Below are 26,790 nucleotides of genomic sequence, written 5' to 3' on the forward strand. Positions count from 1 at the left end.
GTCCGCTGCCTAATCAGACGGGCTTGGACCCTCTACCGCTGGGATACCCGGCCTCGAAGCCCCCGCATCCGATGACCTACTGGCGGACGCCCTAATTGAGGCCAGCGGGGGTACGGACCTCGTCTACGGGCCATGAGCAGGCACCCGGCAAGATCGCGATCTACGGCTGGAGTACGAGGGCCCGTATTCGGTCGTGATCAGGCGGTGGTCCTGGTGAGGTCTTTGATCCAGATCATTGCGCCGCGAAGGTGGAGGCCGGCGAGGTAGCGGGAGTCCTGTCATAGCGGGTGGCGATGCCTCGCCAGGCCTTCAGCTTGTTGATCAGGCGCTCGACGGTGCTCCGCTTCTTGTAGAGCTCGGCTTGTAGAGCTCGGCGTCGTGGCCGACGGGCCTGCCGCCCTTGCTGCCCTTCTTCCGGTTGGCGGCCTGGTCGACCTTCTCGGGGATGACGGTCGGGTCCAGGTGCATTCCGGTGGCGTCGTGGTGGGCCCGGACGGTCGTGGAGTCCACGCTGACCAGGGACAAGTCCACCTCACCCCGCTTGGCGGCTTCCGCGATCGCACCCTCCAGCAGGGCCTCGAAGACGCCGGCGTGCCTCCACTGCCGGAAGCGGCTGTGGATGGTCGACCGCGCTCTTGTCGCCTTTCGGTTCGAGCCCCGTTCCGTGGCCGCGATCGAAGATGCGCTCGGGATGTATGAGTGCCTGTGTCGAAATATTGTTGATGTGTTGGAGGCTACAGGCGCGGCCGGGGGAACACTGCCGGCCGGCGGGTGGCCGTCCCCGCGAAGATCGTGGGAGGTGGCCAACGCCAGCGGGGGATTCAGGGCGTTCGGGCGGTGCTCCTGGTGGTTCGCCGGACGGCCCTGTGGCGAGGAGATCACGGCAAGGGGTTGCCATGCCCGACCACATGACCCTCCTGGACACCAAACGGCTGGCCCAGCTGACGGGCGACCGGGACCCTCAGGACTGGCCCATGATGAACCTCACCGGCGGCTGGAACGTCGTGGGTGTGGATGAGGGACCCACCACCGAACACGAGGGCAGGCTGTACGTCTACTTCGGTGACGTCGCCACGTCCGACAACGGCGGGCACCACCCGATCGGCTGGAACTTCGTCTTACCGAACAAGACCCAGGGTGCCAACGATACGACGGGACAGCCCGACTGGCGCTTCTGCGTACGGTGCAACGGGCTGTTCCGGGCCCCGAAGGACAGCGCTTCGGGCTCTGTCTGCCCGTTCGGCGGCGAGCACGTCCCGGCGGGCTGGAACTTCGTGCTGCCGAACAACATGCAGGGTGCCACCGACACGACCGGGCAGCCCGACTGGCGTTTCTGCGGGCAGTGCCACGGGCTGTTCCATGCACAGCAGGAGGAGCCCGGAGGAGGTGTGTGTCCTGCCGGGGACCGGCACCGTCCGGACGGGTGGATCTTCTATCTGCCCAGCCGTGAACAGGGGGCCCCGGACACCAGCGGGCAGCCCGACTGGCACCTGTGCGCCACCTGCCATGGGCTCTTCTGGCAGCCGGGAGGCATCCCGAACCCCGGCATCTGCCCGGCGGTGAACCCGCGCAACTCCGACCTGGTCGCCTGGACCGATGACACCCGGGTGGCCGAGGCCGTGCTCGTCGAGCACGACCCGCAGGGTTGGAACTTCGTCCTGCCCAACACAACGCAGGGTGCCACCGACACGACCGGACAGCCCGACTGGCGCTACTGCGCGAAGTGCAACGGGCTGTTCTTCGCGCCCCACGAGGCCGCCACGGGAAGCAGGTGCCCGCTCGGTGGCGAACACGTCCCGGCCGGCTGGAACTTCGTCCTGCCGAACAATGTGCAGGGCGCCACCGACACCACCAGTCAACCCGACTGGCGCTACTGCGGAAACTGCCACGGACTCTTCTGGGCTCCCCACGGCGCCACCGACGGTACGGTCTGCCCGGTCGGGGGAGAGCACAGTTATCCCCCGACAGCTGGATCTTCCACCTGCCCAGCCGCGAACAAGGCGCCGACGCCAGCTCCGGCCAGCCCGAATGGCATTTCTGCTCCCGGTGCCACGGACTGCTGTGGACCGGCGCGGCGACGCCGGGGACCTGCCCGCGGTCGACGGCAGGCGGGTTCCGACTGAACCCCGTCATGCGGGATCCGTCGAACTTCGATCCGATGCGCGCCACCGCCCCGGTGGGCATCACCAAAAGCCTGGAGAGGCCCGGAGGCCCCTTCAGCCATGACGGCCGCGCCTACGCCTTCGTCAACATCTCCGCCCCGCAGTACTCGGAGCAGCTGCGACCGGGCAATCCCACGCTCGGCACCTATCTGGTCGGCAAGGCCGACCCGTCGAAGCCCGGTCCGTACGACACCGAGTTCCTCTTCAGCCCGCGGATCGGGGCGTGCCCGACCGGGCCGGGCGGCGCGCTGCAGAGCCACCAGGTCCTCGGCCTGTCGTTCATCCTGCCGCACGACCTCAGTGCGAGTCCCATCAGCCAGGCAGGGTGGCGGCACTGCCGCACCTGCGAGGCGCTGTTCTTCTCGGGTGAGGCCGCCACGACGGGTGGAGTGTGCTGGGCGACGCGGCAGCCGCATGACGGCGTCGGCTCCGCCGTCTACGCGATGCCACTCGACGAATCCGGGCTCCGGACACAGGGAGCCTGGAAACGCTGCGACAACTGCGCGGCGGCCGTCTTCACCGGGTACTCGGCCACCCCGGACCTGTGCCCGGCCGGCGACGGCCTCCACCGGCCCGTCGGCCCCGAACTGCACGTGCCCTTCTTCGACACGCCCGATGCGCCTCCCGACGATGCGAACCACCAGAGCGGCTGGCGGTTCTGCATCCGGTGCAGCGGACTGGTCTACACCTACCGGGAGGACCGCTTCTTCGGCGCGGTGCCGCAGCTGGTGGACAAGAGCGTCGTGCCGGGCCTACCGCCGACCGCTGCCGAGAGCGGTCTGGTGATCCTCGGCTTCGGCTGGCGGGCCGACCACGGCGGGGACTTCCGCCTGGCCTGGATACCGCTCCTCACCGGTTCACCTCCGCGCCTGCAGGACACGATGTACTACACCGGTGCTTCGTCCGAACCATGGTCGCCCGATGCCGGACAAGCCAAGGACCTGTGGTTTCACGACGAGTACACCTCGATCGGGCTCATGTGGCTCGACGAGCTCCGACGGTGGCTGCTCTTGCTGACCAACGCTTCCGACAAGGACCCCGTACCGGGCGGTGACGATCCCCGGGCCCGCCCCATCGTCGCTCGACTCGCTTCGACTCCCTGGGGGTTGGCCACTGCAGAGGACGTCCCGCTCTTCGACCCGAACGTCGACTACCCCTCTCAACCGAAGGCGTACGGCTCCTACATGCACCATCCCGGGATGGACCGGATTCACGAGAAGGACCCGCCTCCGGATCCCAACCAGGGCTGGTCGTACGGCGCCTACCCGCTCAGGCGCTTCACCACCTGGGACCCGGCCACCGGGGAACTCGATCTGTGCTACCTGCTTTCACTCAGCCGCCCGTACCAGGTTCAGGTCATGAGGAGCACCCTGCGCATCGAAGTCTGAACCCGCCCGCCTGTGTGGACACCGCCGGACACCCGGGCCCGTGTCACCGCGAGCGGATCGCCCCGCCCTGGCAAGCCCGCCTGTCCCCCACCCTGAACCACTCCTTCAGGCACTTGGTGGCGACACGCCTCAGGCAGTGCTGCGGGCAGGCCGCGGCAGCCGCGAGCATGGGCGCGTGAAGGCTCTCCTGAGATCCGCGGTCGCCCTGATCATGGCCCTGGCCCCGGCCGGCCCAGCCGCGTCGTCTGCCGACGAGGCCCTCGCAGGCACCGCACCCTGGGTGCCGCTCGCGGCCGGAGTCGCGTACAGGGAAACGACGGTGCCCACCCCGCACGGCACCGCTCGCCTGTACGCCGTACGGGCCGACCTCAGCCGGCCCGGCGTGCGGGCCGACCTGCTCTATCCCGGTGCGGTGGCCGCCCGGGCGCCGCTCACCCGGCTGGCCGGCGAACGCGGGGCGGTCGCGGCCGTGAACGGGGACTTCTTCGACATCACCGAGGAGCAGCACCCGGGTGTCGAGGCGACGGGGGCGCCCTCCGGCCCGGCCGTCCACCGCGGCCGGGCGTTGAAGGCCGCGGTCCCGCAGGCTCAGCGGTTCGGCTGGCAGCCGCCTCCGGGTGACACGGACCAGGACGTGCTGGGGGTCGGGGTGGACGGTGTGGCCCGCACGGGACGTCTGGAACTTGGGGGCCATCTGCAGGCCGCAGGCCGTACGTGGGAGCTGGGCGGGCTGAACCAGTACGCTCTGCCGGTCGGTTCGATCGGGGTGTTCACCTCCGACTGGGGTGAGGTCTCCCGAGAGCGCGCGGTGTGCGGGAATGACGAGTCGCGAAAGGCGCCCTGCAGCACGGACACCTGGGAGCTGACGGTCCGTCACGGCCGCGTCGTGTCGGCCTCCACCACCCCGGGCCGTGGTCCGATCCCCGCCGACAGCCTCGTGCTACTCGGCCGCGAGGCCGGCGCCCGGGTGCTGGCGGGCCTGCCGGTCGGAACGGCGGTCGTGACGGACTACCGCCTCGCGTCGAACGGGCCGGTGTCCTTCGCTTTCGCCCTGGGCGCCTATCCGATGCTGCGCGACGGGAGGCCACTGGCAGGGCTGGACGCCCACGACATCGAGCCGCGCACCGCAGTCTGCCTGGCAGATCACGGCCGCCTGCTCACACTTCTCTCCACGGACGGCCGAGAGAGCACCTCCACCGGGATGGCTCTCACCGAACTCGCCCAAGCCCTGCGTGGTTTCGGCTGCTCCGACGGCGTCTACCTGGACGGCGGCGCCTCCGCCACCCTGGTCACCCGCAACCCGGACACCAGCGATCTCGCGGTCCGCAACCACCTCGACCACGACCAGGAACGACGGATCCCCAACGCCATCGGCATCTTCGCCGAGTAGGCCGACCGACCGCTACGAAGCGGCAGGTGTACGGGCTGGTTCAGCCTCCTCACTGCCTTGGAACGCACCAGAAGTGACCGGACGCCCTCTCGGCGGCGGCGTCTCGAAGGCCCGCCGATCTGCGTGACGTTTCAGTCGGCGGAATTCAACGACTGAAGCGCTCAGCGGGGAGGCCGCCACGCAGAGCAGTTCAGGCCCCTGGTGTTCCGCCGGACTGCCAGGCCCCGCGGCCGGGGACCGGCGTGGTCCGCGGCCGCAGTCGTTCGCCCTGCGGCCCGAACAAGATCAGATACTCGACCGGCCCGCCGGTGCCGGCGTTCGCCACCCCGTGCGGGGTGCGGGTATCGAACTCGGCGACGTCCCCGGCGGCCAGGACGAGATCCTGGTTGGCGAGCGCGAGCCACAGTCGCCCGTACAGGACGCACAGCCACTCGTAGCCCTCGTGGGAGGCCTGCCGGGGCCGCACGGGCGGATCCTCGACGGCGGGCAGCACGTGCTTGTGGACGTGCAAGCCGCCGACGTACCGGGTCAGCGGCAGTACCGCCTTGTCGTCCCCGAAGCTGTGCGGCGCCCTGCTGCGGCGCTCGACCGCGGGGGCGGGGGCGGTGCCGGCCAGCTCGTCCAGGGAGACGCCGTACTCCTTCGCCAGCTGAAGCAGGACCTCCAGGGTGGGCTTGCGCCGACCGGTCTCGATCCGCGACAGCGTGCTCGGCGAGATGCCGGTCGCACAGTGGACACCGGCGAGCGTGGCGCCGTGCTGCTCGCGCGCGGCTCGCAGTCTGGGCCCCATCGCCGCCAGCGTGCCGTCCAGGTCGTCGCCTGCCATCCGTTCTGTTCCTTCCAGCCGCACCGCCCAACCGCCCTGGGCTGCGATCTTGCCAGAACGGCAACGCTGATCGCGTCGAGAGACCGCCGCGCCGCATGATCGACGAGTAGCCGCGTCCGTCCGCGAACCGAGGAGAAGCCCATGCAGCCCGAACCGACCGCCGAGCTCCGCCACCGCACCATCGGGACCCCGGCCGGGCGCCTGCACCTGGTCGAGCAGGGCACCGGCCCACTGGTCCTGCTCGTGCACGGCTTCCCCGAGTCCTGGTATTCATGGCGCCACCAGCTCCCGGCCCTCGCCGCCGCCGGCTACCGGGCGGTTGCCATCGACGTGCGCGGCTACGGCCGCTCCTCCAAGCCAGCCGCGACCGACGCCTACCGAATGCTCGACCTGGTGCAGGACAACGTCGCCGCGGTGCGCGCCCTCGGCGAGAAGAGCGCGGTGGTCGTCGGCCACGACTGGGGCTCCAACATCGCCGCCATTTCGGCGCTGCTCCACCCCGAAGTCTTCCGCGCCGTCGGCCTGCTGAGCGTCCCCTACGCCCCGCCGGGTGGTCCTCGCCCCACCGACGTCTTCGGCCGGATCGGCGGCCCTGAGCAGGAGTTCTACGTCTCCTACTTCCAGAAGCCCGGCCGCGCCGAGGCGGAGATCGAGCCCGATGTCCGGGGCTGGCTCTCCGGCTTCTACGCGGCACTGTCCGCTGACACCATGCCCGCCCAGGGCGAGCCCGACCCGCACTTCGTTCCCCACGGCGGCCGGCTGCGCGACCGCTTCCCCGCAGGCACGTTGCCCGCCTGGCTGAGCGAGGACGACCTCGACGTCTACGCCGCTGAGTTCGAGCGCACCGGCCTGACCGGCGCCCTCAACCGCTACCGCAACATGGACCGTGACTGGGAGGACCTCGCCCCCCATCGCGGAGCCGCGATCAAGCAGCCGTCCCTGTTCATCGGCGGCACCCTGGATGCCTCCACCACCTGGATGGCCGATGCCATCGACAGCTACCCCACTACCCTCCCCGCCCTGTCCGCCTCCCACCTGTTGGAAGGCTGCGGCCACTGGATCCAGCAGGAACGCCCTGACGAGGTCAACCGCCTGCTGACCGACTGGCTCACCGCCCTCCAGGGCTGAACCGCGCACCCGAGTACCGGGCCCCGGACACCCCACTCACCTAGACGAGTAGATCCGAAGTTCTGGCCCGCCAAAGGGCAGAGGGTGTCCAAGATCAGTTTGTGACGACCGACCTGAACACCCTCTTGACCGCACTTTACGTGAAGATCGACGACGAGATCGGAGGAACCCGCTGGATGGGACGGCCGCCCCTGCTCAGCGACTCCGAACTCGTCTGTCTCGCGGTCGCCCAGGCCTTGCTCGGCTACCACTCCGAAGCCCGCTGGCTGCGCTACGCCCGCAAGAACCTGTCCGACATGTTCCCCGATCTGCCCCAACGGCCGGGCTACAGCAAGCGGTTGAAGTCAGCACTTCCACTGCTCAAGCGCATGATCCGCGAACTCGCCATGGACAGCGACTTCTGGAGCGACACGATCTGGATCGCCGACTCGACCCCGGTGCCCTGCGGAATGTCGCGCCCGACTGTCCAGCGATCGAACCTGGCCGGCTGGGCCGGCTACGGCTACTGCGCCTCCCACTCCCGCTTCTTCTGGGGCCTGCGCCTGTATCTGGTGTGCACTCCGACCGGGATGCCGATCATGTGGGCACTGGCCAACCCTAAGATCGGCGAACGCGAGGTCCTGGCAGCGATGCTGGAGGTCGACGCCGATCTGGTGACCGAGCGCGAGGGCATCCTGCTCATCACGGACAAGGGCTTCGCGTCCAAGCCGTTCGAGAAGGACCTCGCCGAGCAAGGCATCGAGCTCCTGCGGCCGTCGCTCAAGCGCGAGAGGAAGCGATACGGCGAGCCGATGCTCAAGAAGGTCCGCCAGCTGATCGAGTCGGTCAACGACACCCTCAAAGGGCAGCTTGACTTGGAACGACATGGCGGACGGACCTTCGAGGGCGTGGCCGTCCGGGTGACCCAGCGGGTCCTCGCGATGGCCGCCAGCATCTGGCACAACAACCTGATCGGCGCACCGGTCACCCGCTCGCTGATCGCCTACGACCACTAATCACATCGGATCTACTCGTCTAGGCGATACGGCTTTGTCACAGGTCTGCCACCTTGCCTGCCAACTGGAACGCACAGCCCGACAGATCTGGTGCTCATCCGCCAGATGCAGTGCTCCGTCACAATCTCGTGTGACTGAGCGCTTCAGTTGGCGACTTGAGCGCATCGAGGCACAAGGTGGAGGTGCCTCCGCTTCAGCCGCGCCGCGGCCCGGCTGCGCAGCACCCTCCTCAGCCACCTCCGCGCTGCCGAAGGCTTTCTGCCCACGGGCCCCGGGGGCTCCCCACCGCGAAGTAGCCACGGGGAGCCCCCCGGGGCCCGTGGGCAGAACCTGGGGCAGATACGGCTGGTGTCTCAGTGGGCGGCGGTGGTGGCCTGGGGCGGGGTGAGCAGGGCGGCGATCAGGCGGTTGGCGACGGCCGGAGAGCCGCCGTTGTCGGCGGTGGAGGTGCCGACGGCGTAGACGGTGCGCAGCTTCAGGTCGCGGGTGGCGAAGACGCCGCTGGCGTAGCCGATGTCGTGGCCGGTCTTGCCCCACAGGACGGTGCCGTCGGGCAGCGCGACGCTCTTCAGACCGGCGCCGTAGCAGGCCGTGCCCTTGGCGGGGCCGGTGTCGCAGTCGCTGCCGTCCGCGTAGTGGAGGGGGTTGCCTGTGCTGTCGAGCGGGGCGGCGAACATCTCGTTGAGTTGCTCGGGGGCGAGCAGTCGGCCGCTGAACAGGGCGGTGATGAAGCGGTCGAGGTCGGGTGCGGTGGAGATGATGGCGGTGGCGTCGTCGCCCTGTTCGCTGACGTCCACGGGCCGACCGGTGGAGTCGATGACGTAGCCGTGTAAGGCCGGCCGGGGCATCCGGGTGTCGCCCTCGGGGACGGATGTGTGGTTCAGGTGGAGCGGCCGGATCACCCGGCTGGTCACCTCGTCGCCGAAGGAGGTGCCGGTCACTTGCTCGATGATCTTGGCGGCGATGCGGTAGCCGAGCGAGCTGTACTCCTGCTTGCTGCCTGGGGTGAAGTGCAGGGGCGGGGTCGAGCCGTCCGCCGGGTGCAGGCTGGAGTGGATGACGTCGTCGAGGGTGAAGTAGTCGAGGTGTTCGGCGATCAGCTGGTCGGTGGTGGGGTTGGGGATTCCCGCCTGCATGTCCGGCAGGCCGCTGGTGTGGTTGAGCAACTGCTTTACGGTGATGGGATGGTAGCTGTCGGGCAGGAGGCCGGGCAGGTAGTACTGGACGGTCTGGTCGAGGTCGAGCTTCCCCTCGGCGGCCAGTTGGAGGGCCACCGTGGCCTCGAAGGCCTTGGAGATGCTGCCGATGTGGAAGTGCGCGTCGGGTGAGATCGGCCGACTGGTGAAGGCGTCCGAGGAACTGCCCTGCCAGATCTGGTCCGGGGTGCTGACCCGGGCCAGCTGACCACCCGCCCGGTCGCCGGGGTGCAGGCTGACCGCCGCGTCGAGGGCCGTCGTGTTGAGCCCGGAGGCACCGATCGGCGATGCGCTCTGCGTGGCGGCGGCCGCCTGGACGGCCGGCGCACCAGCGGCCAGGGCCGGAGCGGCTGTGGCGGTGGCGGCGACCAGCGCGGCGGCGGCCAGCGCGAGCGGGGTGAGGCGTCGCTTGAAAGCGTTCATCGGTCTACTCCGGGTGAGCTCATCGGACGCCGGTCGAACGTCCTCGATCATGGTGTCGTTCGACCAGCCGACGGCGCATCGGGAATCACCCCGGCTTCGGCCCTGGGCCATCCCTGACTCCTGGTCAGGGTCAGCCCCGACCAGATCCGCGCCACCCGCCACACCGGCCTGCGGAATCTGCCCCTGCAGGATGCCCACTACCGCGAGCTGAAGGCACTACTCGACCACGCCGACCGACTCGCCATCGGCATCGATGCCGCACACTCAGCTCGCCAACTCAACCGCTCATCCGCCAACTGAAGCCCTCAGTCACATCTCGGCGACACGGTGGCCGCCCGCGGGTTTCTACAGCTCGAGGTCCATCCAGTTGAGGCTGTTCAGCGCGACCTTCGGCGCGCGCCAGCCGCCGCCGGCCCGGAAGTAGTGGTCGCGCAGGCCGTCGGCGAGGATCTCCTCCTGTTCGGCCTGGGTGGCTCCGCGGTCGCGGGCGGCGTAGAGGGCCTGGGCGATGCTGCCGGGCATCCGGAGGTTCTCCAGGAGCCGTTCACGGGGGTCGTCGGTGGAGTTGGGGCCGGCGTCGAAGCCGAACGTCCCGGAGATGTGGAGCGTGAACCCGTTCTTCTCGGCGTCGCGGCGTACCCGCTGCTTCACCCGCGGCTGCCAGGCCGCCAGCTCGCCGTCGGCGAGGGCGGTCAGGGCGTGGGCCCAGCGCTGGGCGGTGCGCACCGAGACGCCGACGGCCTGGGCAAGGCGCTTGGTGTCGTTCTTGGCGACCTTCTCCCGCAGGAACTTGACCCGGGTGTTCAGGTGGACCGGGATGGGGCGGGTGCGCTTGGCGCGTTCCAGGGCCTCGTCGATCTCCCGGCTCATGGGGCATCAGGTCCTTCCTGCCGTCCCGGCCGGGACGGCGTCGAGTGGGTGCTCTGGGTGGCCCTCCGGACGGGTGCCGGCAGGCCGCGCGGGGCTACTCGTCGGCGGAGACGACTCCGCCGGTCTTGATGTGCCTTGCCGGGTTCGTGTCGTCGGCGATGAGGTCGGTGATCTCGGCCATCGGTCGGGAGCCCTCGAACTTCACCAGGCGGGGGCTCACTCCGAGGCGCAGCGAGGTGGTGAGGGTGGCGTCCGGCTTGGTGAGGATGTCCAGGGCGCCGGGGCCGGGTGAGGCGAAGACGGCGCAGTCGGAGATGGCGGCGAAGGCGTGCAGGCCGGTGTCGGCGGCCATTCTGCGGAGCTTGCGGTGGAGGTTGACGGTGGCGGTGTCGATGACCAGGGCGCGCATCAGCGGGTCCCAGGTCGGCCGCTCCAGAGCCGCCCAGCGCTCGCCGGGCTTGTAGCCGTGCCCGCGCGGGCGTTCGCGCATCTTGCCGAGGGTGCCCTTCGCGGTCTGCTTGATCGCGGTCAGCACCGCCGGCTCCGCCGGGTCGCCGGTGGTCTTGAGGCTGGCCATGGCGTCCAGGAACGCGGCGGGGTCGGTGTCGGCGAGCGTGAGCGGGACGCCGAGAGCGGCCATCGTGTCCAGGTACGCCGCCCGGAGGTGCTTGTGCGGGGCGCCCGTCGCCGAGCGTGCTTCGCCTCGTCGGTGGGGTCGAGGTGGCCGTGCTCGATGTGGAACGCGGCAGCAGCGGCGTGCATCCGCTGCCACTGCCCGTGCGGGTCGAAGGCGCGCAGCTTGACGGCCTGGAGGATCCGCGCTGCTTGCTGCTTCGTGTTGATCTTCAGTCACTCGATGGGCGACTCCGCTGGCGCCGGCTGCTGCTCGCCCTTCTTTCCCGGGCTCGGAGGCCTCGCCCTCGACCGGCTTGGCCGCGGTGGTGTGCCGAGCGGGCCGCCGACGAGCTCACGGTACGCTTGCGCCCGCCGGGGACGCGGGTCCGGATCGCCGTGGTCGGCCCTGTCGACCCGGCTCCGAAACAGCGCCTCGTCATCCAGGTCCTGCGCCACCGCGGCTGCCAGAGAGTCCGACTTGGAGACAACGTGAACACCGAGGAAGCACCCCCGCCCGAACCGCTGAAGCGAGCCGCCGACTTCAGCACGAACCGCCTCGAGGCTTTCAGCGACGGCGTGTTCGCGATCGCCATCACGCTCCTGGTGCTGGACCTGAAGGTGCCGGAACCGGAGGCCGCGCAGGGCGGTTCCCTGAATAGCGCGCTCGCACACCAGTGGCCTTCGTATTTCGCCTATCTGGTGAGTTTCCTGGTCATCGGCATCATCTGGATCAATCACCACGCGATGTGCTCACTGGCACGCCGGGTGGACCGGCGCACCCTGTTCGCCAATCTCTTCCTGCTGCTCACCGTGTCGGTGATCCCCTTCCCTACCCGCTTGCTCGCGACCTACCTCACCGCCGACAACAGCGACGCCCACACCGCGGCCGCCGTCTACGCCTCCACCATGGTGGCGATGGGGATCGCCTTCTCCCTGCTCTTCCTCGCCTTCACGCGCGACGCACGGCTGCTGGACACTCCAGTGCCCCCCGCGGCACTGCGCACCGCGATGCGCCGCTTCAGCATCGGCGGCCTCTGTTACCTGCTCACCGTCGGCCTGGCATACATCAGCCCGGTCGCGATGCTGGCCACCCACGCGCTCCTCGCCATCTATTACTGCTTCGACCAGCTGGCCCCGGCCCGCCCCACGCGCTGACACCGCTCCGCCGAGGACGAGGGCAACGCGCTCATCACCGGCAACGCCAGCAGCGGGACCGTACACGGCGGCACGCCGCGTTCTTGAGCGGAGCCGGATCAATGGGGCGCCCTGGTCGCGCAGCACCAGGGCGGTAAACAGCATGCGGCGGTGCGGGATCGCGCGCTCGGGATATGGATCTCACAGTGTTCCGGGACCTGGCCAGCCAAGCTGTCATGAGGCAGCTGTGCAGAGAGGACAGGTTGACTTCCTCCGAGCGATTGCGGAACAGGCAGCGAACCTGTCTCATTCCGCTTAAGGAAAGGGAGGGCGCGGGTGGCTGTCGTCGCTGCGTCGTTGCATCTCAAGGAAGACGTCGATCAGGTCGAGATGTGGTGCGCCTCCGGGAATACCGGATCGCAGCGTCTTCAGGAGCTTGGCGGTGAACAAGCCGTGCTCGCCGTCGGTTAGCGAGTTCTGAGTACGGCCTACTGCCACTTCCTGCCGCAGGTCTACCACCGCTACGGCGAGGGCCGGGAGCTGTTGCCGGGGCCGCAGGATGCGGACCACCTGGAGGGGCTTCGCCCGGCCTCCGCTGTTCAGGCGGCAGGATCCGCCCGGCGTGCGGTGTCGCTGCTCGCAGCGGCCTTCGACCGGTGCGAGCGCACTGCTCGGTGCAGCAGGGCGGCTTCGGCGAGCGCGACGACAATGGCCAGCGCGTTGAACACCGGGGCGCTCACCATGCCGCCGATGCCGCTCGCGACGAGGGGGATGACCGCGCCCGGGGCGGCCAGGACGAAGGCGAGAGCCGGCAGCGCGGCTGAGCTGTCGAACGGGTCGTTCCACGGCTGGAGCGCCTGCCACACGGCCAGGGCCACGAGGACGACGGCGTAGAGCGCGAAGAGCACACGGGCGGCGGAAGGACGCCGGCGGAAAGGGGTCACGGACCGGATGATGTCACGTGCGAAGTACCGGTCCAGTTCCAATACCGTGACTTTGGTCTGGTTTGGTCGTTGGGCGGTGTCGGCGTCCATGTCGAACTGCCCAGCCAGGCACACGTGAACGCGCCCACTGCGCCGTAGGTGATCACACGGCTCTGTCTTGCTGTTGCTCATGCCTTTGGGGGTGCGGCCGGACCCGGCAGTCCGAGAAGTCGAGCGAGCGCGGCGGCAACGGAGTCGGCGTGGTCGGGCAGATGTCCGGGGACCCAGTCGGCCGCCAGTGTGAAGAAGTCGGCCAGGTCGCGTTCGGCGTCGGCGAGAAGGTGGCCGAGCTTGGTTACGGGCAGTTCGATCAGCGGGCTGTCGTGCCGGCAGTTGTCGACGGTGAGCCGAACGGTGTCGCCGATGCGTTCGGCGAGCGGTGGCACAGGATCGTGGCCGAACCAGAGCGGGCCGCCGTCGTTGATCAGCCGGTGCCAGTCCCGCCAGTCCTCCAGCCCGTCGCAGCACCCGGGCAGGAAGGTGACGCCTGTTGACATATCCGTCACCCGCAGACCGCCGACTGCGAAAAGGGGGTCGAGGGTCAGCAGTCCGTGGAGAAAAGAGCCGCGCGGGTCGGCCGGCCGCAGCGGGTGGTCTCTTCCACGACGGGCTGCATCACGATCACCCGATGAAGTGTCCGGCATCTTCCAGCCGGCCGCATGCTTATTCCTGGAGCACCCAACCCCGCCGAGCTGAGCACCTTCGGCTGTACCCCGCTGAGCACATACCTGTGTACGCCGACACCCCATGTGGCATCCCCAGCGCAACACCCCGTTGCACCCACACCCGCCACGAGGACAAGGCCGGCCCGACACCGGGCGGGAAGGGGATAGTTAGTACTCCAGTCACACTTTAAGATCTGATTGGATGACTCTCGGGCTGCCGGTCTGGGTGGCTCGTGGAGGCGGGGGCTGATGCGCGAGCGTGCGGTGATCCTGAATGAGTTGGCGCAGGGGCTGCGTCCCATCTCGCAAGGCATCGACTGGTTCGAGGACCTGCCGAGTGCCGAACAGTCTCTTGCGCTGCGGGATCTCGCCCAGTTCTGTGTGCAGGCGCGCGCCACCAGCGACGACGGCCCGGAGGCCATCCGCCGGTCCGGGATCCGGCCAACCCACACCCCGGCAGTGCTGATCACGGGCGGACGGATCGAACATCAGCTGGGAAAGATCGCCAGGTTGGATCCCGTCTACGAGCGAACCAAGGCGTTCCGGCTGCTGGTCGAGGTCTTGAGTATCGCGGATGCACGTCGGCGGGCACGGTCCTGCATCAACGGATGCGGCCATGAGTGGCACCAGTTGGCATCCGACAGAGAACGGGGAACGACCACCGCGTGATCATCGGAGGTTATGTGGACTCCTGAAGATCGTGCGGTGGCCGGGTACACCCTCACCGGCACCCCACTCCCCCTGCCCGGCGGCGAAACCCTCGCCCAGTACCACCAGCGCGTCATCGGCACTATCGAGGACGGCGGCGAAGCCACAGCCCCGAGAAAGCCCGGGTGTGCTGCCGGCCTCGCCGGCAGCACACCCGGAGCTCGCCAAGCGCATAACGGACGAAACCACACCGACCTGGCGAGGAACCTACTGGGACATAAAGGGCAAACTACTCTCATCAAATGCCCTCTGGCAGTCGAACGCGGGGGCGGAGAGTCCGGTCAGCCGTAGAGCGGTTGGGCGACTGAGACGGTGACCCGGTTGCCGAAGCGGCCGCGCAGGTCTGCCTGGGCGCTGGCCAGATTTCCGCTGACGTCGACCTCCACCACGCCGCGGGTGAAGCTCACCTCCGATCCGTCGCCCACCATGACGATGCTGTAGTCGCTGGTGTGCCCTATCAGTGCGACGACCCGGTTGCGGGTGGCGGCCAGCTCGCTGATCGAGCGCGGCGCGTCGCGCAGGTCCATGCGCACGCCCAGACCCAGGTGAGCGAGGGCGGCGTCGAAGCCGCCACCGCCCGGCTTCCGGTAGACGATGACGCAACCGTCCGGAACGTCCACCATCAGGCCCGTGAAGACATCCTGGTAGGAGGTGCTGAGGCGTGAGACCGCGTCTGCGGCCGTGTCCAGCTGCTGCTGGTCCGGTCGGCCCGAGCTCGGCGCAGGGCTTACGGCGACGGCGGACGCGGTGGCACTCGTCGGCGGAGGGCTTGCGGCGACGGCTGACGCGGCGGCACTCGTCGGCACGGGAGTGGACGGCGCGACATTGGTCTGTCCAGCACAGGCTGCGCAAGCCAGCAGAGCGGTCAAGGCCAGGGTGACAGCGGTCAGGTGTATCGGCGTTGGGGTACGGGGCATCGATCCAGCCTCACTTCATCGGCGACGGCTGGTGATCGTACGCGGGCGCGACGCGACGTGCGTAGGGAAGGCGGGCACGGGTTCCCAGCTCATGGAGTTCTCTGCGCCGCGTGACCTGAGTGGAAGACCGCGCCTGCCGAGGCATCACCCCCCGATTCCCACTGCCCTTGACCAGCTCCCCAGCAGCCCGAAGCGGCTGCTGGGGAGGTGCGTGGCCTGCTGGAGCGGCCGGCCCAGGTGCCGGACCCCTGTGATCCGCGTGGAGCGCGGCACGCGTGGCCGTGGTCCTCGTCCTGACGGCGTGCGCGGTGCTGGCCGGGGGCGACCTCGCTGCCGGCGGTCGGTGGAGGGCCCTAGCTCGGCCACCGCGCTGACTCACGAGTGGTGCAGGCCCTCGGCCACTCGCAGCAACTCCCCATAGGAGACCGACGCTGGCCAACCGCTGGAGACGGTGTAGGTGTAGGTTCCGTCCGACCAAATGATTGAACGCGGCCCAGAGGTCGGTGGGCCGCTGACGTATGTGGCAGGGTGCCCGCCGACTGTGGCCTGCCCCTGTCCCTGGTCTGAGGTCTCGTCCCCTCGGGTTTGGGTGATGAGTAGCCGGGAGCCCGCTCATCCGGGACGGCGGGATCGGGACGGCACCCGTGTCGGCTGGGCCCGGAGCAGCGAAGGGGCCCGCACATGCGGGCCCCTTCGGCCGGGATGCATCAGGTTTCTTCGAAGCGTCCCGGTTCAGTCCGTGGTCGTGGTGGCAGTGATCACAGGGTCGAGCACTGGCCCAGCCGGGAGCCGGCCACGGAGTTGGGGTTCCCGTCGTTGGTCGGCGCCGGGACGTTGCCGGAGCAGGCCAGGGATCCGCCGATGGTGTTGCCCTCGATCTCGGCCCGGGAGTCCTCGGGGAAGGGGCCGGTACCGGTTGTCCCCTGCACCTGGACCGAGCCTCCGATGTGGTTGGCGATGACCTCCGCACCGCTGTGGTTGTTGGACAGCGCCACCTGGCCGGTGATCCGGTTGCCGGTGCAGCCGTCGTCACCCGGGTCCCCGATCAGCACGAATCCGCTGGCGCCGGAGATGTTCGCCGATCCGGTGACCGTGCTGCCGCAGACGCCGAACCTGGCACCGTTGGAGGACAGGACACTGCCATGGATCGTGGAGTTGCTGATGAACAGCAGGCCACCAGCAGCGCCGTGCACCGTGCCGCCGACCGTGGCGTTGACGATGCAGGTGCTGCCGCTGCCCGCGAACACCGCGTTCGGGACCGACCCGGTGATGGTCCTGGTGCAGCTCACCGTCTGGGTGGCGGACTCCGGGCTGCCGGCCAGGTAGTTGCCGTCACCGCTGTACTGGGCCGTGATGGTGTGCGTTCCGGGCAGCAGGTTGGAGGTGCTGACCTGCGTTTGGCTGCAGTTGGTGCCGCCGCCCGGCGACAGCGTGCCGGTGCCCAGGAGCGTGCTGCCGTCGCGGACGGTCACCGTTCCGGTCGGCGCTGCGGCCGGATTGGTGCTCGGGCTGGCGGCGCACACGGTGTCGGTGAAGGTGACGGCCTGGCCGAACTCCGACGGGCCGGAGGACGCCAGCGTCGTGGCGACCGCCGCCTGGTTGACCGTCTGGACCAGGGTCGTGGCGGTACTGCCCTTGAAGTCGCCGTTGCCGCTGTAGACGGCGTCCACGTTGTGCGGTCCCGGGCTCAGGGTGGCGATGCTGCTCGATGTCGCCTGCCCCGTCGTGGTGTCCACCGGCACCGGAGCGCCGAGCGGGATCCCGTCGACCGTGAAGCTGACCGTGCCGCCGGTGGGTACGGGGGTGACCGTCGCGGTGAAGTCCACCGGCTGGCCGTACACCGAGGGGTTCGGCGAGGAGGCCAGTGAGGTCTGCGTGTCCTGGCGCACGGTCTTGAAGAACATCGCGTCCATCGGCGGGCCTGCGGCGCCCACCCCGCTGGTGTTGCCGGGGAAGGTGCCGTAGAAGACGTTGCCGACCGCCTTCATCTGCTGGAAGTCGCCGAGGACGCGCTGCGTGGAGCAGTTGGGGTCGCCCGCACAGCCGGTCGCGGGCTTCTGCGATGAGGCGAACGACTGCAGGGGGGTGGCGGGCTCGGTGAACGTCACGCCGTGGTCGGTGCTCCGGGCGAGATGTGCGGAGAACATGGGGTAGCCGCTGGTGTTGGTGCCGTCGGAGGTCATGTAGAGGACACCGACCGTCCCGTCGTCCAGCACCGCGACCGAGGGAAGCGCCGCGTTGGTCGAGGTGGAGACGTTGTACTCCGCCCCGACGGTGAGACTGCCCGCGCCGTCGTCGGTGAGCCGCCGGATCCTGATCTGGTTGTTGCCCCCGACTGCCACGCCATAGGCCACGTAGACGTCGCCGTTGGACGGGTCGACGGCAGCGTGGTCGATGCCGCCGATCAGCGCGTTGACACCGCCGAACTTGTACGTTCTGCCCTGGTGGGTGTCGGCCGTGGCCACCGCGATGCCCTGGTTGTCGGTCTCGGTACCACCGCCCAGCTTCCAGTGCTTCCCGCCGTCCTTGGACCGGTTGAGCCGGTAGGTGATGTTCTGCGGGTCGCCGGTGCCGGAGCCGGTCTGGAAGATCGAGTAGACCCAGCCGTGCTGCCGCTCGGTGGCCAGGCGGATACCGGCGCTGGTCGCCTTGTTCGTGTCGACCGTGCCCGGTGAGTTGTCCACGGTGAAGTCGACCGGGCTGACCCCGTTCGAAACCGCGACCTGCGCCGTTGGGGTCACAGGGGCGAGGTCCTCGTAGCCGACGTAGACCTTGTCCTTGGTCGCGTCGTCCGGATCGCGGTTCACCACCAGCCAGGGCTGGTCTGCAACGGTGCGCGTGCCGCTGGTGAACTGGGTGCTCCCGCCGTTGGCATTCCAGGTCCACGACGCTGCGTTGGCGGGATCGCTGGTCGAGCCGGTCACCACCTGCTGCTGGGCACAGTTGTTGGGACAGGTGAGGAAGGTGCCGTAGAGCGTGCCGTCGCGACCGTAGTCGATGGTCTGGTCGGACGGGGCCACACCTGTGGTGACACCAGGCGGCGGTGTGATCGTCGTCCTCTCGGACCAGTTCACGCCCCCGTCCGTCGAGTAGAGCAGATCGGCATTGGGGCTGTTGACGGGGTTGCTGGTGGCGGCGTTCCAGAACTGCTGGTGGAAGCGGGTGATGACGATCTGATCGGGGTTGGCCGGGTTGATCGCGATGGAGGGCTCACCGAAGCCGCCGGTGCTGCTGGCATTCGAACTCGCATCGACGACGCTCGGCGGCAGCGCGGCGCTCAGTCTCGGCCGGCGCTCTTCCCCGCCGGCGATCCGGAGGCTGGGCGGGGCGGCCTTCACGGCGTGGCTCGCCGAAGCCGTCGGGGCATCGGCCGCCCACGCGTGTGCAGGAAGAAGGGCCACGGACGGTGAGGTCAGACAGAGCGAGACGACAAGTGCTCCCCTCGCCGTGATCGGTGCCTGCCGAAGCGCAGGCGAGCTTCTTTCGGGTGGCACGGGCGGGTCCTCTCATCGGATCACACGGGCTGACCGCCAGCGTGTCGACGGGTGCGGGTCGCTTGACGCCAGGCGCACCACCCAAACACCCGTTCATCTCTCAGAACCACCCACCCGGCCCACGACCCCAAGAGCTACCGACTGACGAGGCCGGGCCGGAAGCGCAACGGAGTAGGCGGTGTGCTGATCGGGCCGGTGGGTCGGTCATCATGGGGTGCCTCGCTTCTCCTCGGGACGGGTGGGCCGTCCTTGCCGGGGTGGGCCGGGACGGCTGGGCATGCGGGGCGGGTCAGCCGGCCGCGAGATAGGCGCCGGCCACCCCCTCCAGGTGGCGCGCGACCTCGTCGGCCCGGGTCCGGTCCGCCGGCTCGCCCTGCCCGTGCGCGTCGGCGACGGCGGTGTCGAGGTCGGCGGCGTAGTGCAACCAGGGCGTCGTAGATCCGAGCGGTGGTCATCAAATCCAGCGGCACCTGGCCTCGGACCCGCCACAGCCGCACGGTCTCCGCGACGTGGCGCAGCAGGGCCGTGACGTGGGTGGTCGACATCATGAGTTCGCCGTTGTCGTGGCGGTACAGCGCCAGCGGGAACCGCTCGTTGAGGTCTTCGTCCGTGGTGGGCTCCGGGGTGGTGTCGGTCATCGTGTGATACCTCCGGGGTCGGGAGCGGGGCGGCGAGATGGACGGGGCGGATCAGGCGGCGACGGTCTCGGCGTGCCGGTGGGGTGCGTCCAGGAGTGCGGTCTGCTGGCCGGTCAGCTGCCCGTCGGTGCGGGCCCCCGCCTGCTTGCGCAGCCAGGTGCCGGGCCGGAACGTCGGATCGTCCGCGCTGCCGGGGCGGTTGGCCGGGCCGTCCAGGGTTCCGTCGGCGGCGAGGTAGGCGAGCAGGCGGCGGTAGGAGCGGTTCCAGTCCGGCTCCAACCGCCACAGCTCGTCCAAGGCCTCGAGCTTCGTCACCTGGTCGGTGGTGAGGTTCTCGGCCTTGCGCTGGCGGCGCATCCACGCGCCCACCGCGTAGCCGTCCGGCTTCGCGGTCGCCGGGATCGCCAGGTGGCCGTGCTGGCAGTGGAACGCGGCGGCGTAGGCGTGGCCGCGCTCCCAGGCGTTGGCGTTCTTGGACCGGATCATGCCGAGCGCGTCCCCGCCGACTTGTCGCACCTGGGGCTGGGCGTTGAGGCTGGTCAGCGCCATGCCCTCGCCGCGCCGGTCGCCGAACTCGGCGAAGATGGTGGCCGCCCGGGCATCGGCCGCGCCGGCCCCTGTCGCGCGGCCGGGCTGGGCCCGTAGCCGCCGCGGCACACGGCCGTTGCCGTTCGGACACTTCCGGCCCGCCGGATCGGGCAGGATGTGATCGAACGTTTCGGGGAGGGGCAAACAAGGTGACGGGGGTTGCATGATGGGGCGCACGGCACGGCGCGGGGGCGCGGCAGTGGCTGCGGTGGTGGTGCTGGCGCTGGGGGCGGCAGCCTGCACGGGGCAGGGCGGCGCAGGGACAGCGGCATCCACGGCAGCGGCGACGGCGACCCCGACGGCGACCCCGACGGTGACGGCGCACCCCGTGGTGCTACCCGAGCCCGCCCCGGCGGCGGCGCAGTGGATCGTGGACCAGCTGGCCAAGAACCCGCCGCAGCCCTGCCCCGCCCCCACCCTGGCGAACCTGGCGGTGATCGACCGCAGCGAGGACGCCCACGACCGGGCGGACGTGGTGTGGTTGAGGGACGACTCCTACCTGTGCCTCGCCTCGATCAGCCGTGTCAACGGCAACCTGGCCACGGGATTCTCCTACGGCTCGATCGCGTCCTACACCTCCGGGCAGAGCCCGTCAACGATCGGCGGCTTGCGGCAGCCCTCCTACTTCACAGTCTTCCCCGTCGACACCGGGCAGGTCGTGCTGCAGGGCGGGGGGAGCCGGTTCGGGCCGCTGCACCAGCGGACGGTCGACCTCGGCGCGGGCAAGGCGATCACCGTCGTCCAGTACCGCTACGCCGTCCAGCCGACGCCCGACCCCGATTCGTCGGTGGTCGAGCTTCCGCCGAAGGAGGACCCGGACCACCCGGCCGAGCTGTGCCCGTCCGTCCGAGAGCCGTGCCGCCTCGCGGACGTCTACTGAACCCTACGCGCCGGCTCCGATAGAGGCAGTGACCGAACGCTTGAGCAGACCGGTTGTGCGGGGTCTCTGACCAGGGACGAGGCCCGCCCGTTGCTCCCAGCACCCAGGCTGCCGAGGCCCCGGGAAGGCACACGAGGCCGCCACCCACAGGCGGCGGCCTCCCGGCATCGCAGATTCGCGAACCGGCCGTCGGTTGGGCCCGCGGGTCAGCCGTCCAGTTTCGCGTACAGGCCACGACCCGGGCGCTGCGCCCGGCCGGCCTTGACCAGGCGCTCCAGCATGGTGCGCACCGCGTTCAGGTTGTCCGCCGACTCCTCGATCCCCAGCCGGGCGATCACCTCCCGGGCACGCAGCGGCCCCTGAGCGCCGGCCAGCACGCCCAGCGCGCTCTCGGAGGTGGCCCCGGTCGTTCGCCGCCCGGGCACGGGCGCAGCCGTCTCGCTCCTCTCGGTGGCCGGCTCGGCGCCGGTGCGCACCGGCCCGGTGCTCCGGATCGCGGCAGACTTCTTCGCCGCGGTGCGCGGCCGCGCGCTGCCGGAAGTCTTCTCCGCCGCGGCTTTCTTCGCGGGTGCCGCCTTCGTCGCTGTGGCCTTCTTCGCTGTGGACTTCTTCGCGGGGGCAGCCTTCTTGGCGGCGGTCTTCTTCGCCGTCTTCGTGACCGTGCCCGTGCGTGCGGTGGCCTTCTCGGCCGGCTCCCCGCCCCGGTCCGGCGCCGCCCCGGCTTCGGCCGCGAGCTGCCGCGGCCGGACCCCGGCGATGGCGTCCGCCTCTGCCCGAATGGTGCCCACCGCAGTGGTGCCCTGCGAGGCCGGCAGCCCGGCCAGGGCCTGCAGGCTCTGGATGGCGCCGCGTACGGCGTTCTCGCGCGCCACGGCGGCGGTCAGCTCGTCCTCCAGACGCCGCCGCCGGGCCTCGATGCCGGGAAGTTCCGCCTCCAACTGGGCGATGGTGTCACTGAAACGGCTTTCTGCCACGGTTCCTCGTCTCGTCCGCCCACGCGCATATCGCAGGACCTGTGCGATCTTTACCCCGCTACCGCGTCCGCCAACAAGAAACCGCGCCGATCCGCACCGGGCGCAGGATCGGGCCAAGGGGTAAAACGGACCCCCGCCCAAATGCTGCGCGAGGCCAGAACCCGCGACAGCGAGACCAAACGAGCCCGGGTACTCAAGATCCTCAACGAGATGGCTGCGACGGGAGAGAAGGTCACTTTCCTCGAACTCGCTCGCACAGCACGGGTCTCGAACTGGCTGGTATACGCCGAGGGACTGCGCGAGCACATCGAGGAAGCGATCAGGAAGCAGAGCGGGGCTGCACAACGCGAGGCGGAAGCGGGCTCGCACACCTCGGCCGAATCACTGGCGGCTGACCTGGAACTGGCCACGGCAGAACTCAGAATCCTGCGCGCGGAGCGGGATCAGCTCAAGACGGCCACGGCCCGGCTGCGGGAGGACCGAGGGCCGAGCCTCGAGGCATGTCGGCCGTCCGACAAAGGAGTGGGTGAGCTCGGTGTGTCCTATCGAACTGCGCCATCGGGGAGCGTGAAGTACTTCGCCACCTCGTACCGCATGGTGACCAGCGACCATTCGTAGTTCCCGATGATCCAGTCGTCGATGTCGGTGATGTAACCGGCCACCTCCGGTCCCCCGTGCCGACGGAGTTCGTCGGAGAGCTCCGGGAAGCGGACCAGCTCGTCGTTGTGGATACGGGCAGCGTGATCAATCGCCGTCTGCCCGTCCAGCCCGTACTGGCGCCCGACGACGTCCACCAGGCTGTGCAGTGTCCGGCCCTGGTTCTTCGACTCGCGCCCGTACGAGTAGATGTCGTTGCACCAGTTGACGATGTTCCCGGTCATGACCCTGAGCTCAGCCAGACCGGGAAGGTGGTAGTCGGCCTCGCTCAGGGCGTAGCCGTCGACCGCGTCCAGCGTCACCCAGACCGTGACCATGCCGGATGAGTGGATGCGCATCGGGCCGTAGTCGGCGAGGTTGGGGCCCCGGCCGGCCTCACGGTTGGCCGCCTCCCAGACGAGACCGAGGAAGTAGGCCCGGGTAGCGGCGGAGAACCGCTCCCACTGCGCCGGTGTGCCGAACTGCCGGAAGCGGTCACAGAGTTCGGCCAGCGCGACTGCGAACCGGTCCGCTGCTTCTGGGACCTAGCCGACCACGCCGCCCACCTCCTCGCACCGCAGGTCACGGCGGAGGTCCACACAGTGTTGTCATGACAACAGTTATGTCAGCGTTCACTCTGGAGACGTGACTGCACAGACCAGCGGCCTGCACGACCATCTCGGCTACTGGCTTCGCCGCCTGTCCGACGAGGTCCACGGCCGCTTCGAGAGACAGCTCGCCGAGCACGGCGTGACCGTCGCCCAATGGGCGGTCCTGATCACCGTCCACCGCGGCGACGCGACCACCACCCGCGAGGTCTCCCGCTACGTCGACATCGACGTCGGCGCGGTCTCCCGCCTCGTCGACCGGCTGATCGCCAAAGGCCTGATATCCCGCGAACCCGACCCCGACTCCAAGCGCATCCTGCGGCTGACCCTCACCGACCAGGGGCGCAACCTTGCGCCCCGCCTCGCAGAGATCGCCGACCGCAACGACGCCCACTTCTTCGCCAACCTCACCCCCGACCAGATCCTCCAGATGGAGGCATGGATCCGCGACCTGGTCGGCGCCCCGCAACCCCCACCCGAAAAGGGCACGACATGAGCACCAGCCCCGCCACCGCCCGCTCGGTCACCAAGACCGTCACCATCAACCGCCCCGTCGCCGACGTGTTCGCATTCCTCGCCGACCCGGCCAACTGGCCCGCTTGGGCCGTCGTCAACATCAAGGCGATCGAGCCCACCGACGACCCCGACTGGTGGCTGATGACCACCCCGCACGGCCCCGCCCGTCTGCGCATCCGCGGCAACGCCGACCTCGGCCTCCTCGACCACGACTACGTCGAGAGCCAAGCCTCCTGGCAGGTCCCCGCACGCGTCGTCCCCAATGGCGTCGGTACCGAATTCATGATCACCTTCTTCCAGCCCCCCACTTTCACCGACGCCTTCTTCGACGAGCAGGTCGCCCTCGTCGACACCGAACTCACCACCCTCCAGCACGTCCTGGAAACAGGCGCCTGACCCCTGCTCGACGCCCGACCCGCCGAGGCGCCGACGGGCTCACCCAGCAACTGGCTCGCCTCGGCCCATCCCAACGCACCGTCGGGGACCCTTCACGGCGCCCCACCCCGAGGTCGGGCCTAACGCCCACAAGCCCTCCTCCCGGATGCTCCGCCCGGTTGGGTACTTCAGCTCATCAGTGGCTCCCGATCTCGCCGGAGTGGGCTCCCATTCCCGCCGGAGATCACCGCTCGGGAACGGCCCGACCCTGGCCTTCAATGCTGCCGGAGTCGTAATCCCCATATGACCCGACGAAATCAGTCCGATCCGTCACCGACAGTCACCATCGCCGGACGGCACCTCGCAAAGTAGCGCTCGCAACGGCTCGCAAACCACAACTCGCAACCCCAGGCGTCCAGATCGAACAGTGCCACCTCACCGCGCCCCTGATCAGGGGGCACGAGTACAGGTGAGGGCACCGTGCACAGCGTTTACCCCCGCGTCAGCCCATCCCCGGCAGGCTACGCAGTTCACCAACTCGCAGAAGCCGCGCGAGGAGAAAGAACAGCAACGCCATCACGATGCCGCCCGCGGTCAGCGAGGCAACCGATGTCAGGCTGTGACTGCACGAGCGGGCGATGAGCCAGCCGGTGGCCGCTGCGCCGATGGCGGATGCGGTCAGCTTGGCGTAGGTGCGGCAGATCCGGCGACCGTCGAGCAGGCCTTCGGTGCGCTTCCTCAGCCGCAGAGCCGTCAGAAGGAGGCCGACCGCGTAGGACAGGGCATAGCCGGCGGCCATCCCGGTGACCGCCCACCGCGGGGGCAGCAGAAGGTGGCAGGCCACGGCCAGAACGATGTTCATGCCGCTGATCCACAGCGCCATGCGGAACGGCGTGCGGGTGTCCTCGAAGGCGTAGAAGCCGCGCAGCAGGAGGTACTGGGCGGAGAACGGGACCAGCCCGAGGCCGAAGGCCTGAAGCATGTGGCCCAGGGGAACGGTTGCCGCGGCGTCGGCGGCACCGTGGGCGAACAGCAGCTGGGCGATCTGCGGGCCGAAGGCGACGAAGAAGAACGCTGCCGGGACGATGACGACACCGCTGACCCGTAGCGCGCGGGACAGGTCGGCGCGCAGGTCGTCGAGACGGTGCTCGGCCGCCGCCCGGCTCATGCGCGGAAGGAGGGCGGTGACGAGGGAGACGGTGACGATCGACTGGGGCAGCATCCAGATCTGCTGGGCGTAGCTGTAGGCGGTGTAGCCGACGCCGTCGTTGGGCAGGGCGGCGTCGGCGGCGGAGGCCAGGCGGGTGACCACGGTGCCCGCCACGAGGTTGGCCAGGACGAACAGCAGGGTCCAGCGGGCCGCGTTCATGCTCTTGCGCAGGCCGACGCCCCGCCAGTGGAAGCTCGGTCGCAGCCGGAATCCGGCTGCGTGGGCGTACGGAACCAGCGCCAAGGCTTGGAGGGCCAGGGCGAGGGTGGTTCCGATGCCGAGCAGCCTGACCTGGGCGCCGGTGATGTCCGAGACGTTCTCCGGAGTGGTCATCATGCCGAGGTAGAGGCCGAACATCGTGATCAGGACCACGTTGTTCAGGACCGGCGTCCACATCATCGCCCCGAACCGGTTCCGGGCGTTGAGGACCTGTCCGAAGATGCTGAACACGCCGTAGAAGAAGATCTGGGGAAGCAGGAAGCGGGCGAAGACCACGGTCAGCTCGAACGCGTCGTGTGTGGCCGACGTGTCCTGCTGGTAGATGCTGATGATCTCCGGAGCGGCCCAGGTCGCCAGCACGGCGCCGACTCCGAGTACGCACAGCACGAGGGTCACCAGACGCTGCTCAAAGGCCGTCCCGCCATCGGCGTTCTCCGTCCGGGCCCGGACCAGTTGCGGGACCAGGACGGAGTTCAGCGCGCCGCCGATCAACAGGAAGTACAAGCTGGTGGGCACCGTGTTGGCCTGGTTGTAGGTGGTGGCCAGCAGCCCGGTGCCCAGTGCCGCAGCTTGCAGCACTTGCCGGATCAGTCCGGTGACGCGCGAGACCACCGTCCCGGCGGCCATCAGCACGGACGACCGCAGCACCCCGCCGACCTCAACTCGCTTGGGCGCAGCATGCTTCCTGCGTTTCGCGCTTGGTCGCTCTATCTGCTCGGACGGCGCCTGTTCGATCATGAACACAATCTACGACTCAAATCTCCTCGATACGTGAGGACTTGGAACTTGGACCCGTCGCGGACTTGCACCGGGGCGATGGCATGCCTCTGCCGGTACTCCCGTCAACACGCGGACTTGACAGGGAACACCACGGCGCCCTTCCCGCTGGCCCAGCGGACGACCGGCCGTGGTGATCACCGGTGCCTGGCGCGCGGGAGAATGAGCCGGGTGACAGCACCCAGCCTCTGCCCCGCGGCATCAGCGCTCTGATTCCCCCACGCCCGCGCCCAGGCGGCGCCCGGCGAGCTCGCGGCCGCCCAGCTCCTGCACCTGCGATCGGCGACCGTTCCGGTGCCGGTCCTCGCCGCGGCCGCCGACTGATCGCCGCACAGCTGGAGGACCCGGACCCGGCCACCCGCGAGGCCGCCGGCTCCGTCCATTCCCGCCTGCTCGCCGCCATCGAGGACACCCCGCCCGGCCAGTAGCCGTCAGCATGTCCCAGCCCTGTCCCAGGCCTCCTCGCCAACGCTCC

General features: G+C 69.4%; 24 protein-coding genes and 2 pseudogenes. 12 read left to right on the top strand and 14 right to left on the bottom strand.

The window, feature by feature from the left end; all coding sequences use genetic code 11:
• Positions 1 to 197 precede the first annotated feature (197 nt).
• Positions 198 to 450: pseudogene (locus ACZ51D_RS40705) on the bottom strand (hypothetical protein); the annotation flags it as partial.
• Between the two features lie 446 nt (positions 451 to 896).
• On the opposite strand from ACZ51D_RS40705, the gene ACZ51D_RS40710 reads away from it, so the two are divergent.
• The 3 genes from ACZ51D_RS40710 to ACZ51D_RS40720 all read left to right on the top strand — a co-directional run bounded on the left by ACZ51D_RS40710 (position 897) and on the right by ACZ51D_RS40720 (position 4,940).
• Positions 897 to 2,123 (top strand): hypothetical protein, encoded by a 1,227-nt coding sequence (locus ACZ51D_RS40710; protein WP_465665323.1) that lies wholly within the window; start codon positions 897 to 899, stop codon positions 2,121 to 2,123.
• 35 nt (positions 2,124 to 2,158) lie between these two features.
• A complete protein-coding gene (locus ACZ51D_RS40715; RefSeq protein ID WP_465665325.1) occupies positions 2,159 to 3,550 on the top strand; it encodes a hypothetical protein in 1,392 nt (463 codons plus the stop codon).
• Between the two features lie 175 nt (positions 3,551 to 3,725).
• Positions 3,726 to 4,940, top strand: a complete 1,215-nt coding sequence (locus tag ACZ51D_RS40720; protein ID WP_465665327.1) for a phosphodiester glycosidase family protein — start codon at positions 3,726 to 3,728, stop codon at positions 4,938 to 4,940.
• Positions 4,941 to 5,130: 190 nt separating this feature from the next.
• Here ACZ51D_RS40720 and ACZ51D_RS40725 read toward each other — a convergent pair whose 3' ends face one another.
• Positions 5,131 to 5,766, bottom strand: coding sequence for a helix-turn-helix domain-containing protein (locus ACZ51D_RS40725; protein ID WP_465665329.1), 636 nt, complete (start codon positions 5,764 to 5,766; stop codon positions 5,131 to 5,133).
• A 141-nt stretch (positions 5,767 to 5,907) separates the two neighbouring features.
• Between ACZ51D_RS40725 and ACZ51D_RS40730 the strand changes: the two genes are divergently transcribed.
• Both ACZ51D_RS40730 and ACZ51D_RS40735 read left to right on the top strand, forming a co-directional pair.
• Complete coding sequence (locus tag ACZ51D_RS40730) at positions 5,908 to 6,894, top strand: alpha/beta fold hydrolase (protein ID WP_465665331.1); 987 nt, start codon at positions 5,908 to 5,910, stop codon at positions 6,892 to 6,894.
• 101 nt (positions 6,895 to 6,995) lie between these two features.
• Positions 6,996 to 7,889, top strand: a complete 894-nt coding sequence (locus tag ACZ51D_RS40735; protein ID WP_465665333.1) for an IS982 family transposase — start codon at positions 6,996 to 6,998, stop codon at positions 7,887 to 7,889.
• 353 nt (positions 7,890 to 8,242) lie between these two features.
• Here the strand turns inward: ACZ51D_RS40735 and ACZ51D_RS40740 are convergent, their stop codons facing one another.
• The 3 genes from ACZ51D_RS40740 to ACZ51D_RS40750 all read right to left on the bottom strand — a co-directional run bounded on the left by ACZ51D_RS40740 (position 8,243) and on the right by ACZ51D_RS40750 (position 11,018).
• Positions 8,243 to 9,508 (bottom strand): serine hydrolase domain-containing protein, encoded by a 1,266-nt coding sequence (locus ACZ51D_RS40740; protein WP_465626406.1) that lies wholly within the window; start codon positions 9,506 to 9,508, stop codon positions 8,243 to 8,245.
• Positions 9,509 to 9,853: 345 nt separating this feature from the next.
• Positions 9,854 to 10,378 (bottom strand): telomere-protecting terminal protein Tpg, encoded by a 525-nt coding sequence (gene tpg / locus ACZ51D_RS40745; protein ID WP_465626408.1) that lies wholly within the window; start codon positions 10,376 to 10,378, stop codon positions 9,854 to 9,856.
• A 94-nt stretch (positions 10,379 to 10,472) separates the two neighbouring features.
• A complete protein-coding gene (locus tag ACZ51D_RS40750; RefSeq protein WP_465626410.1) occupies positions 10,473 to 11,018 on the bottom strand; it encodes a hypothetical protein in 546 nt (181 codons plus the stop codon).
• 86 nt (positions 11,019 to 11,104) lie between these two features.
• Between ACZ51D_RS40750 and ACZ51D_RS40755 the strand changes: the two genes are divergently transcribed.
• Positions 11,105 to 12,148 carry a TMEM175 family protein gene (locus tag ACZ51D_RS40755; RefSeq protein WP_465665335.1) on the top strand — a complete coding sequence of 348 codons (1,044 nt, stop codon included), beginning with the start codon at positions 11,105 to 11,107 and terminating at the stop codon, positions 12,146 to 12,148.
• Positions 12,149 to 12,463: 315 nt separating this feature from the next.
• Positions 12,464 to 12,598 (top strand): hypothetical protein, encoded by a 135-nt coding sequence (locus ACZ51D_RS40760; protein WP_465626414.1) that lies wholly within the window; start codon positions 12,464 to 12,466, stop codon positions 12,596 to 12,598.
• 128 nt (positions 12,599 to 12,726) lie between these two features.
• Here ACZ51D_RS40760 and ACZ51D_RS40765 read toward each other — a convergent pair whose 3' ends face one another.
• Positions 12,727 to 13,242 (bottom strand): hypothetical protein, encoded by a 516-nt coding sequence (locus ACZ51D_RS40765; protein ID WP_465626416.1) that lies wholly within the window; start codon positions 13,240 to 13,242, stop codon positions 12,727 to 12,729.
• A complete protein-coding gene (locus ACZ51D_RS40770) occupies positions 13,239 to 13,607 on the bottom strand; it encodes a hypothetical protein (RefSeq protein ID WP_465626418.1) in 369 nt (122 codons plus the stop codon). Before ACZ51D_RS40770 ends, ACZ51D_RS40765 begins: the two co-directional genes overlap by 4 nt.
• Positions 13,608 to 14,024: 417 nt before the next feature.
• Between ACZ51D_RS40770 and ACZ51D_RS40775 the strand changes: the two genes are divergently transcribed.
• Positions 14,025 to 14,444 carry a DUF5958 family protein gene (locus tag ACZ51D_RS40775; protein WP_465626420.1) on the top strand — a complete coding sequence of 140 codons (420 nt, stop codon included), beginning with the start codon at positions 14,025 to 14,027 and terminating at the stop codon, positions 14,442 to 14,444.
• Positions 14,445 to 14,764: 320 nt separating this feature from the next.
• On the opposite strand, the gene ACZ51D_RS40780 is transcribed toward ACZ51D_RS40775, so the two are convergent.
• The 4 genes from ACZ51D_RS40780 to ACZ51D_RS40795 all read right to left on the bottom strand — a co-directional run bounded on the left by ACZ51D_RS40780 (position 14,765) and on the right by ACZ51D_RS40795 (position 20,189).
• On the bottom strand, positions 14,765 to 15,106 hold the full coding sequence (locus ACZ51D_RS40780) for a hypothetical protein (protein ID WP_465626422.1): 342 nt from the start codon (positions 15,104 to 15,106) through the stop codon (positions 14,765 to 14,767).
• A gap of 1,052 nt (positions 15,107 to 16,158) precedes the next feature.
• A complete protein-coding gene (locus ACZ51D_RS40785; RefSeq protein ID WP_465665337.1) occupies positions 16,159 to 18,738 on the bottom strand; it encodes an Ig-like domain repeat protein in 2,580 nt (859 codons plus the stop codon).
• A 445-nt stretch (positions 18,739 to 19,183) separates the two neighbouring features.
• On the bottom strand, positions 19,184 to 19,318 hold the full coding sequence (locus ACZ51D_RS40790) for a hypothetical protein (RefSeq protein ID WP_465626426.1): 135 nt from the start codon (positions 19,316 to 19,318) through the stop codon (positions 19,184 to 19,186).
• A gap of 265 nt (positions 19,319 to 19,583) precedes the next feature.
• Positions 19,584 to 20,189 carry a helicase associated domain-containing protein gene (locus tag ACZ51D_RS40795; RefSeq protein WP_465665338.1) on the bottom strand — a complete coding sequence of 202 codons (606 nt, stop codon included), beginning with the start codon at positions 20,187 to 20,189 and terminating at the stop codon, positions 19,584 to 19,586.
• A gap of 259 nt (positions 20,190 to 20,448) precedes the next feature.
• Here ACZ51D_RS40795 and ACZ51D_RS40800 point away from each other — a divergent pair, with 259 nt between their 5' ends.
• Positions 20,449 to 21,000: a hypothetical protein gene (locus ACZ51D_RS40800; protein WP_465626430.1), complete on the top strand. Its 552-nt coding sequence runs from the start codon at positions 20,449 to 20,451 to the stop codon at positions 20,998 to 21,000.
• Positions 21,001 to 21,206: 206 nt separating this feature from the next.
• Here the strand turns inward: ACZ51D_RS40800 and ACZ51D_RS40805 are convergent, their stop codons facing one another.
• A complete protein-coding gene (locus ACZ51D_RS40805) occupies positions 21,207 to 21,974 on the bottom strand; it encodes a type IV toxin-antitoxin system AbiEi family antitoxin domain-containing protein (RefSeq protein ID WP_465665340.1) in 768 nt (255 codons plus the stop codon).
• A 141-nt stretch (positions 21,975 to 22,115) separates the two neighbouring features.
• Here ACZ51D_RS40805 and ACZ51D_RS40810 point away from each other — a divergent pair, with 141 nt between their 5' ends.
• Positions 22,116 to 22,592 carry a DUF6262 family protein gene (locus tag ACZ51D_RS40810; RefSeq protein ID WP_465665342.1) on the top strand — a complete coding sequence of 159 codons (477 nt, stop codon included), beginning with the start codon at positions 22,116 to 22,118 and terminating at the stop codon, positions 22,590 to 22,592.
• Here ACZ51D_RS40810 and ACZ51D_RS40815 read toward each other — a convergent pair.
• A pseudogene (locus ACZ51D_RS40815) lies at positions 22,517 to 23,140 on the bottom strand (terpene synthase family protein); the annotation flags it as partial. The gene ACZ51D_RS40810 and the pseudogene ACZ51D_RS40815 sit on opposite strands and share 76 nt — an antisense overlap.
• 115 nt (positions 23,141 to 23,255) lie before the next feature.
• On the opposite strand from ACZ51D_RS40815, the gene ACZ51D_RS40820 reads away from it, so the two are divergent.
• Together ACZ51D_RS40820 and ACZ51D_RS40825 are read left to right on the top strand one after the other, a co-directional pair.
• Positions 23,256 to 23,714: a MarR family winged helix-turn-helix transcriptional regulator gene (locus ACZ51D_RS40820; protein WP_465626436.1), complete on the top strand. Its 459-nt coding sequence runs from the start codon at positions 23,256 to 23,258 to the stop codon at positions 23,712 to 23,714.
• Positions 23,711 to 24,130, top strand: coding sequence for an SRPBCC family protein (locus tag ACZ51D_RS40825; RefSeq protein WP_465626438.1), 420 nt, complete (start codon positions 23,711 to 23,713; stop codon positions 24,128 to 24,130). The genes ACZ51D_RS40820 and ACZ51D_RS40825 overlap by 4 nt, the downstream gene beginning before the upstream one ends.
• 481 nt (positions 24,131 to 24,611) lie before the next feature.
• Here ACZ51D_RS40825 and murJ read toward each other — a convergent pair whose 3' ends face one another.
• Positions 24,612 to 26,276, bottom strand: coding sequence for a murein biosynthesis integral membrane protein MurJ (murJ, locus tag ACZ51D_RS40830; protein ID WP_465665344.1), 1,665 nt, complete (start codon positions 26,274 to 26,276; stop codon positions 24,612 to 24,614).
• Between the last annotated feature and the right edge of the window lie 514 nt (positions 26,277 to 26,790).

The sequence above is a fragment of the Kitasatospora sp. NPDC033851 genome, assembly GCF_055576085.1.